Below are 15,029 nucleotides of genomic sequence, written 5' to 3'. Positions count from 1 at the left end.
TCCTGCCGATGAGCGCGTTTCTGACGTGAGCTTGCTTGGTCTTCTGATTCCCAAGAAGGGGAACGTTATTGCCGCGACATTGCGATGTTGAACCGATCCTCCGCGGTAATCAGGTGGTCGTGGCTGTCATCGCCGATATTGATGAGCACCCACTCGATCTCACCGGAGAACTTGTTGCCGGTGGGGCCGTAGTCCGGGGATGCCGGCGAGCCGGTGTCGGCACCGACGTCGCAGGCTTCGTCGGCGGAGAACGCCATCGGCTGGGTCTGCTCGACGCGGCCGCTGCCGACGGGTTGGCCGTCGTAGAACAGTGTGACGTCGCCACCCTTGCCCAGACCACCACCGTCGTAAGTGAATTCCATGCGCACCTGGTGCTTTCCGGGTGGGATGGGTTTCTCGGCGGTGACCATGTAGTACTCGATGCCGAAGAAGTTGTAGCAGTACTTGAGCCGGCCGTCGTGGGCATATAGGGACCAGCCGCCCACGCTGCCACCCTGGGTGATGATCACCCCGGTGGCACCCGATTCCGGCACCGCGATGTCGGCAGTCACCGTGTGGGACTTGTTCTTCAATGTGAGCACACAGCTCTCGCTGACCCGCATCCCGGCGAAGAGGAGCTGGCTGGTTCCCCGGATCAACTGTGGCCGACCGGCGATATCGGGGTTGATGCGCTCAAAACCACGGTCGTCGAGGGGAACCACGTTGTACTTGACCGCCTCGATCAGCCACAGGCGCTGCATGTCTGCCAGCTTCTGCGGGTTCTCCGCGGCGACGTCGTGGGCTTGCGTCCAGTCCCCGGGTCCGTAGAGCTCCCAGACGTCGTCATCAAACGGCGGCGGCGTGTCAGCCGTCCACGGCGTGCGGTGTTTGGTCACCGCCGTCCAGCCCTTGTGGTAGACGCCGCGGTTACCGAACATCTCGAAGTACTGAACATCGTGTGTCTCGGGAGCAGCGCCGTCGCGCAACATCGCCAGCATGCTGACACCCTCCATCGGCGCTTGAGCGATGCTGTTCAACACGGCCGGCGCCGGCAGTCCGGCCGCCTGCAAAATGGTTGGGGCAACGTCGATCACATGGTGGAACTGGTTACGGAGCCCACCCTTGTCGGCAAAGCCGTTCGGCCAATGCACGACCGTCCCGTTGCGGGTGCCACCCCAATGCGAGGCGACCTGCTTGGTCCACTGATACGGCGCGCACATGGCGTGTGCCCAGCCCACCGCGTAATGGTTGTAGGCGTTCGGGGTGCCGAAATCGTCGATCTTGGACAGCAAGAACTCCGTCGTCTCGATGCCGGGCATGCCGTTGAGGGTGGTCAACTCGTTGAAGCAACCATTGAGCGTGCCCTCCGCGGACGCGCCGTTATCGCCCAGGATGTAGTACACCAGCGTGTCGTCCAGGACGTCCAGAGCGTCGAGGGTGTCGACCAGCCGACCGACCTCGTGATCGGCCTGCTCCAGAAAGCCTGCGTAAAGCTCCATCTGACGGGCCAGGACCGGTTTGAGTTCCGCGGGCATGTCATCCCAGGCGGGCATCTCGTCGTGGCGTCTGGTCAGCTCAGCGTCCTGGGGGACCACGCCCAGCTTCTTCTGTTGAGCGATGGTCTTCTCCCGCTGCGCATCCCAGCCGTCGTCGAACTTTCCCTTGTACTTATCTGACCATTCTGTGGGCACGTGATGCGGCGCGTGGGTGGCGCCGGGCGCGAAGTACATGAAGAACGGCTTGTCGGGCATCAGCGCCTTCTGCTGGCGCACCCAGGTGATCGCGTGATCGGCGAGGTCCTCGGTCAGGGTGTAGCCCTCCTCAGGCGACTTGGGCGGTTCAACCGCGGTGGTCCCCTCGAACAGGCCGGGGTAGTACTGGTTGGCCTCACCGCCGATGAAGCCGTAGAAGTACTCGAAGCCCGACCCGGTGGGCCACTGGTGAAACGGCCCGGCCGGCGAGACCTCCCAGACCGGCACTTCGTGGCACTTACCGAACTGGGCGGTTGAGTAGCCATTGAGCACCAGGGTTTCGGCGAGAGGTGCCTTCTCCTTGGGTCGGATGCTGCTATATCCCGGAGCAGAGGTCGCCATCTCCGTGATGGCACCCATCCCCACCGAGTGATGATTACGTCCCGTCAACAGCGCCTGACGGGTCGGCGAGCACAACGCCGTGGTGTGGAAACGGTTCAACTTCACCCCTCCGGCGGCCAGCCGCTCAGCCGTGGGTGTATCGCACGGACCGCCGAACGCCGACGACGCGCCAAAGCCCACGTCGTCGATGAGGACGATCAGTACGTTCGGCGCGCCCTTTGGAGGTCGCAGCATTGTGATCGGCGGATACGTGGTGTCTGGGTCCTTGGCGTCATAGGTCGTCAGACCGACGTGCTTGACGTCGGGGATGGGCAGGATGTCGCGTTGTACCGCGGCCTGCTCTGGCGCGTCGACGAGTGGGGCAGCCTCGCCGTTAGGTGAGGCGGTCGCCTTGTGGCCGTTGGGCGGCGTGGTCGGATTGGCCATGATGGACCTCTCTTAAGAAGCTTTGTGACGCGGATGCGCCGTTCGCAACGTGTGCGACGACGTTGGGACGACATGGGCACAGCGCATCGGTGCGCGCACTGTCGTCCCGGAGGCCGTTGTTCGCCCGTGCAGTATGGGAACTCTCGGTTTTGAGTCTGCCTCCCTCGCGCAGGGAGGCGGCCCAACCAAGGCTCGCCCGCGCGGTGGACCGCGCACAGAGGCAAAGGTCCTTACTTCGTGCCCGTTACCCGACGGGGCCGGGATGCCGGGCTTGGACCCGGTCGAGCGCACGGTTGCTAAGCCGGTCCGCAGTCAGTCCGCACTAGTTTCGACGTCAGCCTCAACTGCCCAACCGTTTCAACGCTGTGAACTGCGGTTTTCTGGCACAGCGAACGCGGGCAACGTAGCAAACGTCAATGTTGTCTCGTTCGCATCGAGTAGGTCATGGCCGCCGAGCCGACGAGGGAAGCCGCTTTCGACAAGCCGAAAGCCGCTCTGGCCCAGCGGATGCATGCCAGCGGCGAATCGGTGAGCACGATCGCGGCGACGCTCGGTGTGAGCCGTGCGACGGTCTACCGCGTGCTTGCAGCGCAGGCCGACGAAGCCGACTAACTCGGCGGATATCCTTAACACCAATTGAAGCCTGCCTGGTTGTGTCGCCTTACCTCGACGACGCGGTGTTCTCTGCCGGCCAATTCCTCGCGGACGGCGGGGCGCGAAGAGTGACCTGTCGGGCGCAGAACCCAGCCCGCTCGCATCGAGGAACGGCGCCATGCGGCGCTCATTCCGCCGGGCCGATCTCCCCTGGTTACCCGCAACTGCGCATTTGCTACTGAACTATTTTGACCGGCGGCAGGTACTTGCCAAGGGTTGCCGGGGCTTTGGCTTCCGCGTCGGGCAGGTAGATGCGATAGTTCAGGCGGAACAGCCCGCTGGGCGGCGAGGGCAACCAGTTGCTCTCATGGCCTTTGGGTGCCTGGTTCTGGATGTAGATGTCGAGGGAACCGTCGGGATTCCGCGTCAGACCGGGGGTTCGGTCGCCGATGGAGAATCGGTCGATCGGATTCTTCACGAGCTGAAAGTCCGACCCGTACATGGTGATCGACCAGAATCCGTTCGGCAGCGTGGGCGGGATTTGGTCGGCATCGAAGTGCAGCAAATAGTGGTTTGCGCCGTCGAGGAGCGCCCCTTCGCCGTCTTCGTAGCTGCTGAAATACTCGGCCTCGTCGCGATCGTGAACGAACAACCCTTCCAGTGCGCCGGCCGCCCGGTCGAAGTAGTCGACGCCATACGTACCGGGTCGCAGGTTGTTCCACCGGGTCGGATACGGCGTACCGCGATACTTCACCTTCCACTTCATGATCTGTGGACCATCGGCGGGGGCGCGCGCCAACCCGCGGCGCATGGGTTCGCTGAGCGCGTTGACATCCATCGGCTTACCGACGGTGATCCCGCCACGACTGAGTAGCTCGACCGCCGCCTCGTTGCCCGGTGGTGGCGGGTTTTCGGTAAGTAGATCGGCGAGCGTCCGGAAGTACGCCAGATCGCCGTCGTAGTGCGGTCGTGGGCCGAGATCAGGCGCTGCGGCTTGCCCGTGCCGGGCGGGATCGGCCCAGTTGCTCAGCGAGGTGAGGCTGAACTTCTCCTGCAAAGCGTTGACGTCGGCGAGGTCGGCGGCGCTGCCGGGCAGTACCCCGATGCGGATTGCGAACATGATGCTGTCGGTGGGAACCCGGTGTTCGATCACTCCGGGCGGCAGCGTGCCTTTCCAGTCCGGACCGACAAAGGCGTGATTGCCGCCCTCGCCGCCGGTTGCGCGGGTGCCGATGTAGAACAACTTATTGGTTAGAGCACTAGTCATCCGCCCAACACCGAGGTCCGCCAAGGTCGCAAGGTTCGCCTCCCGAATGCGGCCGGGGCCATCCGAACGGTTCTCCCCCGCACCCGAACCGCAAACGTCAGTCGAAGAAGCGGCGCGGGCTTCCCCAGGCGCGAGTTCCTCACGCGAACGCGCATCAGGTGAGCACCGTGCCGGGGATCCCCAGTTCGAAGCCGTCATGAATCAGGGAACGCAGGTCTGCGGCGGCAGTGTCGACCACCGCTTGGTGGCTCATACGGAAGCGAGCAGATCCGAAGATCACCCGCCCACCCCGTATCCTGGCCACGGATTTCGGTTCAATGCCCTCGGTTCTCTCTCCGCTGGAACGACGAACCAGTTCGCCAACAGAAGTCCTCTCGTCCGCAGTAGCCTCGGTCAATGTCTTCCCCCGTGACCGTTTCCAACGCTCTGACGTGCCATTTTCCAACGCTGTCAGCACCACAAACCTGCCCAACCGCCGAGGATGCAGTTCGCGCTTCACTTCGACAGGTAACCCGCGAGAAGCGCTGACCTGCGCATGCGTGTCGTGGTGCAGCGGGTCTCGTCGGCACGGGTGCTGGTCGACGGCCAAGTGGTCGGCCGGGTGCCGCAGAACGGGCAGGGGCTGCTCGCGTTCGTCGGGGTGACCCATAGCGACAACATCGAAGTGGCGCAGCGGCTGGCCGAAAAGCTCTGGCGGCTGCGGATTCTCGACGACGAGCGCTCGGCGGCCGACGTCGGGGCGCCGATCCTGGTGGTCAGCCAGTTCACGCTGTACGCCAACACCGAGAAGGGGCGCCGGCCGTCCTGGAACGCCGCCGCCCCCGGGCCGGTCGCCGCGCCCCTTGTCACCGCGTTCGCCGACGCGCTTCGCCGACTCGGTGCGCACGTCGAAGCGGGCGTTTTCGGCGCGCACATGCAAGTCGAGCTGACCAACGACGGCCCGGTCACCCTGCTGCTGGAATTGTGACGGGCGCGTACGGTCGGCCCATGACGACGCGAAACCTCCAGACCAGCCTGAACTCCTACTCCCCCACGGTGCTGAGCGTTTTCCGGATAGTGATCGGTTTCTTGTTCATGGTTCACGGCCTGTCGATTGTGTTCGGCTGGCCCCTCGCCCAGAAGCTGCCGATCGGCACGTGGCCGGGGTGGTGGGCCGGGCTGATCGAGTTCGTCACCGGGCTGTTGGTGCTGGTCGGATTGTTCACCCGCCCAGCGGCTTTCCTCGCTTCGGGCACGATGGCGGTGGCGTACTTCTGGATGCACCAGCCAAAGGCGCTGTGGCCGATGGAAAACGGTGGCGAGCCTGCGGTGTTGTTCTGCTTCGCCTTCCTGCTGCTGGTGTTCCTCGGACCCGGCGCCTACGCGATCGAAACCCGCCGCCCGCGCGGCTCCGGCATCAGAAGATCCGCGCGCCGGTAACGCTACGGACTCGACTTCGCGACACGCGGTGACGGTGCCGCGGGCCGAGGTCGCCGTCGCCCTACTGTGTGCCGATCGGCGTGCAGGAGGGGAAGACCATGGGCGACGGCCCCTTTGCTGGATTGTCACGTCGCGAGTTCCTCGCCAAAGTGGCCGCGGTCGGCGGAACGGCGTTCCTCGCGTCATGGGCCGAGCCCGTCATCGAGAAGGCCTACGCGATGGGCCCGGGGCAGGGATCGCTCAACGACATCGAGCACATCGTGTTGTTCATGCAGGAGAACCGCTCGTTCGACCACTACTTCGGCACATTGTCCGAGGTCGAGGGGTTCGGCCACAACCCTGCCAATCCGAACCCGATATTTCTGCAGAAGGGCTGGAATCCGCAGACCAGGGCTGTCGACCCGAACGGGGTCACGATGCCGTTCCGGCTCGACACCACCAACGGCCCGAGCCTCGCCGGTGAGTGCATCAACGACCCCGACCACACCTGGACCGGACTCCACGAGGCATGGAACGGCGGTGCCAACGACCAGTGGCTGCCGATGTCGGCCAAGAGCCGCTCGGTGGGCAACGTCCCCGCGCTGATGGGGTATTACCAACGCCAGGACATCCCGATCCACTACCTGCTCGCCGACGCGTTCACGATCTGCGACCACTACCACTGCTCTCTGCTCGGCCCCACGGTGCCCAACAGGCTGTACTGGCTGAGCGCGACGATCAACCCCGAAGGCGACAAGGGCGGCCCGATGCTGGTGCAGCCGACGGTGCTGCCCAAGCTGAAATACAGCTGGCGCATCATGCCGGAGAACCTCCAGGACGCCGGGGTCACCTGGAAGGTGTACGGCAACAAGGCCATCGGCCCGATCAACCAGGTGATCTTCGACGGCCTGGTGGGGTCGTTCAAACAGGCGGCGGACATCGGCTCGCAGCTGTTCCTGCGCGGGATCGCCCCCACTTACCCGGCGACGTTCGCCGCCGACGTCGCCACCAACAACCTGCCCCAGGTGTCATGGGTCGTGCCGCCCGTCATCGAGTCCGAACATCCGGCCCTGCCCGCCGCGGTCGGCGCCGTCGGAATCGTCAACCTGCTGAGAATCCTGACGTCCAACCCGCAGGTATGGGAAAAGACGGCGGTGATCGTCAGCTACGACGAAAACGGCGGGTTCTTCGACCATGTCACCCCGCCCACCGCACCGCCGGGCACCCCGGGCGAGTACATCCCCGACTCCGTCGACATCAACTCGGTGACCGGCTCGGGTGGCATCCGGGGGCCGGTCGGGCTGGGCTACCGGGTTCCATGTTTCGTGATCTCCCCCTACAGCCGCGGCGGCCTGGTCGCTCACGAGACGTTCGACCACACCTCGCAGCTACGGCTGGTCGGCAGGCGGTTCAACGTGCCGGTCCCCAACCTCACCGCGTGGCGGGAGAGCGTCACCGGCGACATGACGTCGGCGTTCAACTTCGCCGCCAACCCCGATTCGTCGCACCCGGATTGGGGCACCCCGGTACTGCGGGCGCTGCCCGGCCTTCCGCTGTGCCTGCCCAACGAAGTCCTCGGCACCTTCAACCTCGGTATCCCGTACCAGGTTCCGTATCCGCAGACCATGCCGGTGCAGGAAGCCACCCCGGCGCGGGGCACGCCGAGCGGATAGACCGCCCGGCCTCAGGTACCGAAGACCTTGCGCACCACGACTTTCGCCCGCCGAGTCACCCGAAGGTAGTTGTCAAGGAAAGCCCCGCCGTCGTTGTTCGGCCAGCCCGCTGCGACGGCCACCGCATTGAGCTGCCGTCCCGGCCCCGGCAGCTGATCGGTCGGCTTGCCGCGCACCAGCACCAACCCGTTGCGCGCCCGCGTCGCAGTGAGCCACGCCTCCCGCAACAGATCGGCATCGTCCTGCGCGATCAGCTCCGCCGCTGAAATCGCGTCCAGCGTCTGCAGCGTCGACGTGTTGTGCAGCGCAGGCACCCGGTGGGCGTGGCGCAACTGCAGAAGCTGCACGGTCCACTCCACGTCCGCCAAACCGCCGCGACCCAACTTGGTGTGAGTGTTCGGGTCGGCGCCGCGGGGCAACCGCTCGGCGTCCACTCGCGCCTTGATCCGCCGGATCTCCTGCACCGCCTCGGGCGACACACCGCCGGGCGGATACCGGGTCTTGTCGGCCATCAGCAGGAAGCGCCTGCCCAGGTCGTGGTCGCCAGCGACGCAGTGGGCCCGCAGCAGCGCCTGAATCTCCCACGGGTGGGCCCATTGCGCGTAATAGGCCGCATACGACGCCAACGAGCGCACCAGCGGCCCGCTGCGTCCCTCCGGCCGCAAGTTGGTGTCGACGTCCAGCGGCGGGTCGGCGTTCGGCGTGACCAGCAGCGCCCGCACCTGCTCAGCGACGGTCATCGACCAGCGCACCGCCGCCGGATCGTCGGTGCCCTCATCGGGTTCGCAGACGAACATCACGTCCGCGTCGGAGCCGTAGCCCAGTTCGCCACCGCCGAGGCGGCCCATCCCGATCACCGCGATGCGCGCAGGAGCCCTGCCGCCCGCGGGTGTGTTGAACCGGATCACCGCATGCAGTGCGGCCTGCAGCACCGCCACCCAGATCGACGTCAGCGCATTGGTCACCTGGGTCACGTCGAGCAACCCGAGCAGGTCAGCCGACGCGATGCGGGCCAGCTCGCGGCGCCGCAGACTACGGGCGGCCGCGATCGCACGGAACGGGTTGTCGTGCCGCGCGGCGGCGCTGAGCAGCGATCGCGCCACCGCCTCGGGCCGCGCGTCGAGCAGCTTGGGCCCGTTGGGCCCGTCTGCGTAAGACTGGATCACTTCGGGCGCCCACATGATCAGCTCGGGCACGTACCCCGACGTCCCGAGCACGTGCATCAGCCGCTTGGCCACCGCACCCTCGTCGCGCAGCGTGGACAGATACCAGCGCTGGTCGGACAGCGCCTCAGACAGGCGCCGGTAGGCAAGCAACCCGCCATCGGGGTCCGGTGTGTCCGACAGCCAGTCCAGCAGAGTGGGCAGCAGGACCTCCTGGACCCGGCCTCGACGGCCGCGCTGCGCGGTCAACGCCGCCAGGTGCGTCAGCGCGTTCTGCGGCGCCTGATAGCCCAGCGCCGCGATCTGCCGTTCGGCGGCCGCGGCACTCATCCGGCGCGACAAGCCGATGCCCTGAGACTCCAGCAGCGGCTGGTAGAAGAGCTTGGCGTGCAGGCGCAGCACCCGCCCGTTCTGCCGCTTGAGCTCCTCGCGCAGCATGCCGAGCGCGTCGTGCTGCCCGTCGGGCCGGATGTGTGCGGCGCGCGCGAGCCACCGCAGCCCCTCGTCGTCGTCGGGCCTGGGCAGCATGTGGGTGCGCTTGAGCCGCTGCAGCTGCAGCCGGTGCTCCAGCAGCCGCAGGAATTCGTACGACGCGGTCAGGTTGGCCGCGTCGTCACGGCCGACGTAGCCGCCGGCACCCAGCGCGGCGAGCGCGTCGACCGTGGACGACACATGCAGCGTCTCGTCGTTGCGCCCGTGCACAAGTTGCAGCAGTTGCACCGCGAACTCGACGTCGCGCAATCCGCCGGTGCCCAGCTTGATCTCACGATCCCGGACGTCGGCGGGCAGCAGGTCCTCGACACGGCGGCGCATCGCCTGGACCTCGGGCACGAAGTCCTCGCGCTGGCTGGCCGTCCACACCATCGGCATCAGCGCCGCCATGTACTGCTCGCCCAGCCCCGCATCCCCGACAGCGGGTCGCGCCTTCAACAGCGCCTGGAACTCCCATGTCTTGGCCCAGCGCCGGTAGTAGGCGATGTGGGACTCCAGCGTGCGCACCAGCGCGCCGTGCTTGCCCTCGGGCCGCAGCGCGGCGTCCACCTCGAAGAAGGCCTCCGACGCCAGCCGCATCATCTCCCCAGCCACCCGGGTCGCGACCGACAGGTTGGTATCGGGGGCTTCCCCCGCGACGAAGATCACGTCGACATCGCTGACGTAGTTCAGTTCCCGCGCACCGCTTTTGCCCATCGCGATGACCGCAAGCCGCGGCCGCGGCCCGTCCCCGCACACCGAGGCCATCGCCACCTCGAGCGCGGCGGCGAGCGCGGCGTCGGCGAGGTCGGACAGATGCGCGCCGATCGTCGCGAACGGCAGCACCTGTTCGTTCTCGACGGTCGGGGCCAGGTCGAGCGCGGCCAGCAACAGCAGGTGGTCGCGGTAGCGCTTGCGCAGCGCGGACGTCAGTGCGGCGCTTGGTGTTGCCGCGACCACCGCCAGGAATTCCCGGCGCAGCTCCGCGGCCGTCGCCAGCGAGATCCGGCCCAGCAGCAAATGCCAGGACTGCGGGTTGGCCACCAAGTGATCGCCCAGGGCCAGCGACGAGCCGAGCACCGAGAACAGCCGGCCCCGCAGCGACCGGTCCTTGAGCAGCGCGGAGTTGAGCTGTTCCCACTCGCTGCCGACGGCCTCGGCCAGCCGCACCATCGCCCGCAGGGCGGCGTCGGCGTCGGGTGCCCGCGACAGCGACCACAGCAACTCCACATAGTCGTCGGTGGTCCAGCCCAGCTGCTCCAGGTCAGCGCGCGCGGGCGCTTCGATCAGCCCGAGCCTGCCAGGGCTGGGTAACCGTGGGCGTTGCGTCGCGGGTTTGGCCACGCCCACGACGGTAACGCACCCGCCCGGCGCGGCGAAGCCGCTACAGGGACAGGTACGTCTTCAGCTCGAACGGGGTGACGTTGCGGCGGTAGTTCTCCCACTCGGCGCGCTTGTTACGCAAGAAAAAGTCAAACACGTGCTCGCCCAACGCTTCCGCGACCAGCTCCGAATTCTCCATCGCGGCAAGCGCGATGCCGAGGCTGGATGGCAGCTCACGGTAGCCCATCGCGGTGCGCTCTTCCGGGGTCAGGCCCCACACATTGTCCTCGGCCTGCGGGCCCAGGCTGTAGCCCTTCTCCACGCCGCGCAGCCCGGCGGCGAGCAGCACCGCGAAGGTCAGGTAGGGGTTGCACGCGGAGTCCGGGCTGCGTACCTCGATCCGGCGCGACGACGTCTTGCGCGGGCTGTACATCGGCACGCGCACCAGCGCGGACCGGTTGGCCGCGCCCCACGACGCGGCGGTCGGCGCCTCGCCGCCCTGCACCAGCCGCTTGTAGGAGTTCACCCACTGGTTGGTGACCGCGCTGATCTCCGATGCGTGCTCGAGAATGCCTGCGATGAAAGACTTGCCGATATCCGACAGCTGCAACGGGTCGTCGGCGCTGTGGAACGCGTTGACCTCGCCCTCGAACAGGCTCATGTGGGTGTGCATCGCCGAACCCGGGTACTCGGTGAACGGCTTGGGCATGAACGACGCCCGCACGCCTTCGCCGAGCGCGACTTCCTTGACAACGTATCGGAACGTCATCACGTTGTCGGCCATCGACAGCGCGTCGGCGTAACGCAGGTCGATCTCCTGCTGTCCCGGCGCGCCCTCGTGGTGGCTGAACTCCACCGAGATGCCCATCTGCTCCAGCGCGTCGATGGCGTGCCTGCGGAAGTTCGGCGCGGCGTCGTGCACGGCCTGGTCGAAGTAGCCGCCGCTGTCCGTCGGGACCGGCACCGAGCCGTCGTCGGGGCCCGCGTGCAGCAGGAAGAACTCGATCTCGGGGTGCACGTAGCACGAGAAGCCGAGGTCGCTGGCCCTGGCCAACTGCCGGCGCAGCACGTGCCGCGAGTCCGCCCACGACGGCGAGCCGTCGGGCATCGTGATGTCGCAGAACATGCGGGCCGAGTGATGTTTGCCGCTGCTCGTCGTCCACGGCAGCACCTGGAACGTCGACGGGTCCGGGCGGGCGACGGTGTCGGATTCGGAGACGCGGGCGAAGCCCTCGATCGACGACCCGTCGAAACCGATGCCCTCCTCGAACGCCCCCTCCAACTCGGCCGGCGCGATTGCCACCGACTTCAGGAAACCGAGCACATCGGTGAACCACAGCCGGACGAATCGGATGTCCCGTTCCTCCAGCGTGCGGAGTACGAACTCCTTCTGACGGTCCATGACCGCGAGAGTATGCACCGGCTGTTAATTCTGCGTTACAGGGTTGCTGCGGTCTAACACCGCAGATTGTCCGGCGGTGGCGTCAGGTTCAGCAGGTAGTTGACCACCGGGGTGTCGACGCACTGCACGCCGTTGAACACGACGGTGTGCTGAGTGCCCTCGAAACTGATCAGCGGCGCACCGAGCTGGCGGGCCAGGTCGACGCCCGCCTGGTATGGGGTGGCCGGGTCGTGCGTGGTCGACACGACGAGCACCTTGCCCGGTCCCGGGGGCGTCGCCTCGTGCGGCGTGGTCGTCGGCGGCACCGGCCAGAACGCGCACACGTCGCGGGGCGCGAACCCGGTGAACTGGCCGTAGCTCATGAACGGCGCCACGTCGCGCATGCGGCGGTCGGCGTCGACCCATGCCGCCGAGTCCGTCGGCGTCAGCGTGTCGACGCAGCGCACGGCGGTGAAGGCGTCCTGCAGATTGCTGTAGTGGCCGGCTTGGTTTCGGCCCCAATAGTCGTCGGCGAGCAGCAGCAGATCACCGGCGTCGGTGTGGCGTGCAAGCCCGAGCAGGCCGCTGGTCAGCAGCTTCCAGTACTGCGGCGAGTAGAGCGCGTCGACGGTGCCGGTGATCGCGTCCTGATACGACAGCCCGCGCGGATCCGACGTCGGTCCCGGCTTGGCCACCAGCGGATCCACCAGTTCGTGATAGCGGTCGACGGCCTTGGTCGGGTCGTTGCCCAGCGGGCAGCCGTCGTACTGGGCGCAGTCGCGGGCGTAGTCGTCGAATGCGCTCTGGAATGCCGCCATCTGGCGGACGTTCTCCTCGATCGCGCCCTCCGTCGGGTCCACCGCGCCGTCGAGCACCACCGCGCGGATGTTCTGCGGGAACGCCTGCGCGTATGCGGTGCCCAGTTCGGTGCCGTAGGAGAAGCCGAGATAGTTGATCTGGTCCTCGCCCAGCGCCTGCCGCACGACGTCCATGTCGCGGGCCGCGTTCGCGGTGCCGATGTTCGCCAGCGCGGGCACCCCGTTGCGGTCGAGGCACTGCGCGGCCAGCTGCTTGTAGATGCCCTCGACGTGCGCGACGCCGGCAGGGCTGTAATCGGCCAGCGGCTCGCGCCGGTACGCGTCGAACTCGGCGTCGGTCCGGCAGCGCAACACCGGCGTCGAATGCCCGACCCCGCGCGGGTCGAAGCCCACGAGGTCGAAGTGGCGGGCGATGTCGGTGTCGCGCAACCCCGCGGCCATCCCCGCGACGCTGTCGACCGCCGATGCGCCGGGCCCGCCCGGGTTGAACATCAGCACACCGGTGCGCTCGCCGGTCGCGGGCACCCGGATGACGGCCAGCTGCTCCTGGGCACCGCCGGGACTGCGGTAGTCGACCGGCACCGACACCGTCGCGCAGCGCGCCGCCGGGATGTCACCGGTGTCCCCCAGCCAAGGCTGGCAGCTGCCCCAGTTCGGTTGCGGCACAGTGGATTGCGTGATCCCTGTGTCTGGTGCCGCGACTGCTGTCGGCAGGACTACGCAGAAGGCCACCCCGAAAATGAGCAGCGTCGAGAACAGAGGTCTCATACGCCACATGCCGAACATGTTCGCATGCGCCACCGTGGCGCCCTCAAGCCGGATGCGAACCGTTATCCAGCTGGCATCGATCTCGTAACTCAGCATCGCGCATCCGGACCCGGCAGCGCCAGGTCGATCAGATACCGCGTGACGATAGCGTCGACGCAGGTGTTGCCCTGGAACGCGACGGTGTGCTGAGTGCCGTCGAAGGTCAGCAGGGCACCGCCGAGTTGCTTGGCCAGGTCCACACCCGACTGGTACGGCGTGGCGGGGTCATGCGTCGTGGAGATCACCAAGACCGGCGGCAGCCCGTGCGCCGAGATCTGGTGCGGCGTGCTGGTCGGTGGCACCGGCCAGAACGCGCAGGTATCCAGGGGGGCGTCTCCGGTGAAGTCGCCGTAGCTCATGAACGGTGCGACCTCGCGGCTGCGCCGGTCCTGCTCGATCGCCTTGGCACGGTCGGTGACCGGCGGCTGGTCCACGCAGTTGACCGCGACGCGCACGTCGGTGGAGTTCGTGTAGTGGCCCTTGGCGTCACGGCCCATGTACACGTCCGCCAGCGCCAGCATCGTGTCGCCGTGGCCGGCCCTGAGTTCGTTGAGGCCGTCGGTCAGGTGGCGCCACAGCCCGGGCGAGTACAGGGGCAGGATCGTCGCGACGATCGCGTCGCTGTACGACAAACCGCGCGGGTCGATGGTTTTCGCGGGTTTCTGAACCAGCGGGTCGACGAGGCTCTTGTAGACGTCGACCGCTTTGGTGGGATCGGTGCCCAGCGGGCAGTCCGGCGACTTCGCGCAGTCGGCCGCGTAGTCGTTGAACGCCTTCTGGAACGCCGCGGCCTGCTGGATGTTGGCCTCGATGGGGTCGGCGTTGGGATCGACGGCCCCGTCGAGCACCATCGCGCGCACGTTCTGGGGGTAGGCCTCGGCGTAGGCGGAGCCGATCCGGGTGCCGTACGAGTAGCCCAGGTATGTCAGCTTGGGGTCGCCCAGCGCGGTGCGCAGCACATCCAGATCCTTCACGACACTGACGGTGCCGACGTTTTCGAGGAACTGGTTGCCCATCTTGTTGAGGCAGCGCTGCACGAACTCCTTGGTCAGCTGCTCGATATGTGCGACGCCGGCCGGCGAGTAATCGACCTCGGGATCGGCGCGCAGCCTGTCGTTGTCGGCGTCGGAGTTGCACCACACCGCCGGCGACGAATTGGCTACGCCGCGCGGGTCGAACCCGACGAGATCGAACCGGTCGCGGACCTGCGGCGGCAGCGTATCGGCCATCGACGCGGCGGCCTGCACGCCCGATTCCCCCGGGCCGCCGGGGTTGATGACCAGCGAGCCGATCTTGGCCCCGGTCGCGGGGAACCGGATCAGCGCCATCGTGGCGGTGTCGCCGTCGGGTCTGGCGTAGTCGACCGGCACGGCCAGTTTGCCGCACTGCGCGCCCGACGGGAGCTTGACCGTGTCGTCGGACGGTGTCACCCTGCACGGGCCCCACTGGATCGGCGCGCCGACCTTGGGCTGTGCCATCAACGCGCGCCCGTCCACCAACCTGCCGCAGCTGGTCGCGCCCGCGACGGTGGCAACGACGACCGTCCAAGTCATCGCCTTGCGGACGACGACGGGCAGGCGGCGATTTCGGCTCATGGCACCACATGCTGCCATGGCCGCGCTGAGAGCCGCCGTTG

Annotated in this window: 10 protein-coding genes and 1 pseudogene; 4 read left to right on the top strand and 7 right to left on the bottom strand. The window is 67.1% G+C overall.

The window, feature by feature from the left end:
- Positions 1 to 65: 65 nt before the first annotated feature.
- Positions 66 to 2,498 (bottom strand): arylsulfatase, encoded by a 2,433-nt coding sequence (locus tag VKG81_RS13550; RefSeq protein WP_324396690.1) that lies wholly within the window; start codon positions 2,496 to 2,498, stop codon positions 66 to 68.
- 477 nt (positions 2,499 to 2,975) lie between these two features.
- On the opposite strand from VKG81_RS13550, the pseudogene VKG81_RS13545 reads away from it, so the two are divergent.
- Positions 2,976 to 3,110, top strand: a pseudogene (locus VKG81_RS13545) (helix-turn-helix domain-containing protein); the annotation flags it as partial.
- 217 nt (positions 3,111 to 3,327) lie between these two features.
- Here VKG81_RS13545 and VKG81_RS13540 read toward each other — a convergent pair.
- Positions 3,328 to 4,359, bottom strand: a complete 1,032-nt coding sequence (locus tag VKG81_RS13540) for a DUF1254 domain-containing protein (RefSeq protein WP_324396688.1) — start codon at positions 4,357 to 4,359, stop codon at positions 3,328 to 3,330.
- A gap of 154 nt (positions 4,360 to 4,513) precedes the next feature.
- Positions 4,514 to 4,858 (bottom strand): hypothetical protein, encoded by a 345-nt coding sequence (locus tag VKG81_RS13535; RefSeq protein ID WP_324396686.1) that lies wholly within the window; start codon positions 4,856 to 4,858, stop codon positions 4,514 to 4,516.
- A gap of 36 nt (positions 4,859 to 4,894) precedes the next feature.
- Here VKG81_RS13535 and dtd point away from each other — a divergent pair, with 36 nt between their 5' ends.
- The 3 genes from dtd (at position 4,895) to VKG81_RS13520 (ending at position 7,430) form a co-directional block, all read left to right on the top strand.
- The gene (gene dtd, locus VKG81_RS13530; RefSeq protein ID WP_324396684.1) at positions 4,895 to 5,326 is read left to right on the top strand and encodes a D-aminoacyl-tRNA deacylase; all 432 of its coding nucleotides are present in this window, start codon (positions 4,895 to 4,897) and stop codon (positions 5,324 to 5,326) included.
- A gap of 20 nt (positions 5,327 to 5,346) precedes the next feature.
- Positions 5,347 to 5,778 (top strand): DoxX family protein, encoded by a 432-nt coding sequence (locus tag VKG81_RS13525; RefSeq protein ID WP_324396682.1) that lies wholly within the window; start codon positions 5,347 to 5,349, stop codon positions 5,776 to 5,778.
- 98 nt (positions 5,779 to 5,876) lie between these two features.
- Entirely contained in the window at positions 5,877 to 7,430 is a 1,554-nt protein-coding gene (locus VKG81_RS13520; RefSeq protein WP_324396680.1) for a phospholipase C, read from the top strand.
- 11 nt (positions 7,431 to 7,441) lie between these two features.
- Here VKG81_RS13520 and VKG81_RS13515 read toward each other — a convergent pair whose 3' ends face one another.
- The 4 genes from VKG81_RS13515 to VKG81_RS13500 form a co-directional block, all read right to left on the bottom strand.
- On the bottom strand, positions 7,442 to 10,408 hold the full coding sequence (locus tag VKG81_RS13515) for a bifunctional [glutamine synthetase] adenylyltransferase/[glutamine synthetase]-adenylyl-L-tyrosine phosphorylase (RefSeq protein WP_414685268.1): 2,967 nt from the start codon (positions 10,406 to 10,408) through the stop codon (positions 7,442 to 7,444).
- A 40-nt stretch (positions 10,409 to 10,448) separates the two neighbouring features.
- The gene (gene glnA, locus VKG81_RS13510; protein WP_324396676.1) at positions 10,449 to 11,789 is read right to left on the bottom strand and encodes a type I glutamate--ammonia ligase; all 1,341 of its coding nucleotides are present in this window, start codon (positions 11,787 to 11,789) and stop codon (positions 10,449 to 10,451) included.
- A 53-nt stretch (positions 11,790 to 11,842) separates the two neighbouring features.
- Positions 11,843 to 13,372, bottom strand: coding sequence for an alpha/beta hydrolase (locus VKG81_RS13505; RefSeq protein ID WP_324396712.1), 1,530 nt, complete (start codon positions 13,370 to 13,372; stop codon positions 11,843 to 11,845).
- A gap of 71 nt (positions 13,373 to 13,443) precedes the next feature.
- Positions 13,444 to 14,988, bottom strand: a complete 1,545-nt coding sequence (locus VKG81_RS13500; protein WP_414685267.1) for an alpha/beta hydrolase — start codon at positions 14,986 to 14,988, stop codon at positions 13,444 to 13,446.
- Between the last annotated feature and the right edge of the window lie 41 nt (positions 14,989 to 15,029).

The sequence above is a fragment of the Mycobacterium sp. genome (assembly GCF_035314905.1).
Classification (GTDB): Bacteria; Actinomycetota; Actinomycetes; order Mycobacteriales; family Mycobacteriaceae; genus Mycobacterium.
This window is presented reverse-complemented; position numbering and strand designations above follow the sequence as displayed.

Excerpts from the sequence above, each read along its gene's own strand:
- VKG81_RS13550 (WP_324396690.1), bottom strand. The coding sequence starts at position 2,498 with ATGGCCAATCCGACCACGCCGCCCAACGGCCACAAGGCGACCGCCTCA.
- VKG81_RS13540 (WP_324396688.1), bottom strand. The coding sequence starts at position 4,359 with ATGACTAGTGCTCTAACCAATAAGTTGTTCTACATCGGCACCCGCGCA.
- dtd (WP_324396684.1), top strand. The coding sequence starts at position 4,895 with ATGCGTGTCGTGGTGCAGCGGGTCTCGTCGGCACGGGTGCTGGTCGAC.
- VKG81_RS13525 (WP_324396682.1), top strand. The coding sequence starts at position 5,347 with ATGACGACGCGAAACCTCCAGACCAGCCTGAACTCCTACTCCCCCACG.
- VKG81_RS13520 (WP_324396680.1), top strand. The coding sequence starts at position 5,877 with ATGGGCGACGGCCCCTTTGCTGGATTGTCACGTCGCGAGTTCCTCGCC.
- glnA (WP_324396676.1), bottom strand. The coding sequence starts at position 11,789 with ATGGACCGTCAGAAGGAGTTCGTACTCCGCACGCTGGAGGAACGGGAC.
- VKG81_RS13505 (WP_324396712.1), bottom strand. The coding sequence starts at position 13,372 with ATGTTCGGCATGTGGCGTATGAGACCTCTGTTCTCGACGCTGCTCATT.
- VKG81_RS13500 (WP_414685267.1), bottom strand. The coding sequence starts at position 14,988 with ATGAGCCGAAATCGCCGCCTGCCCGTCGTCGTCCGCAAGGCGATGACT.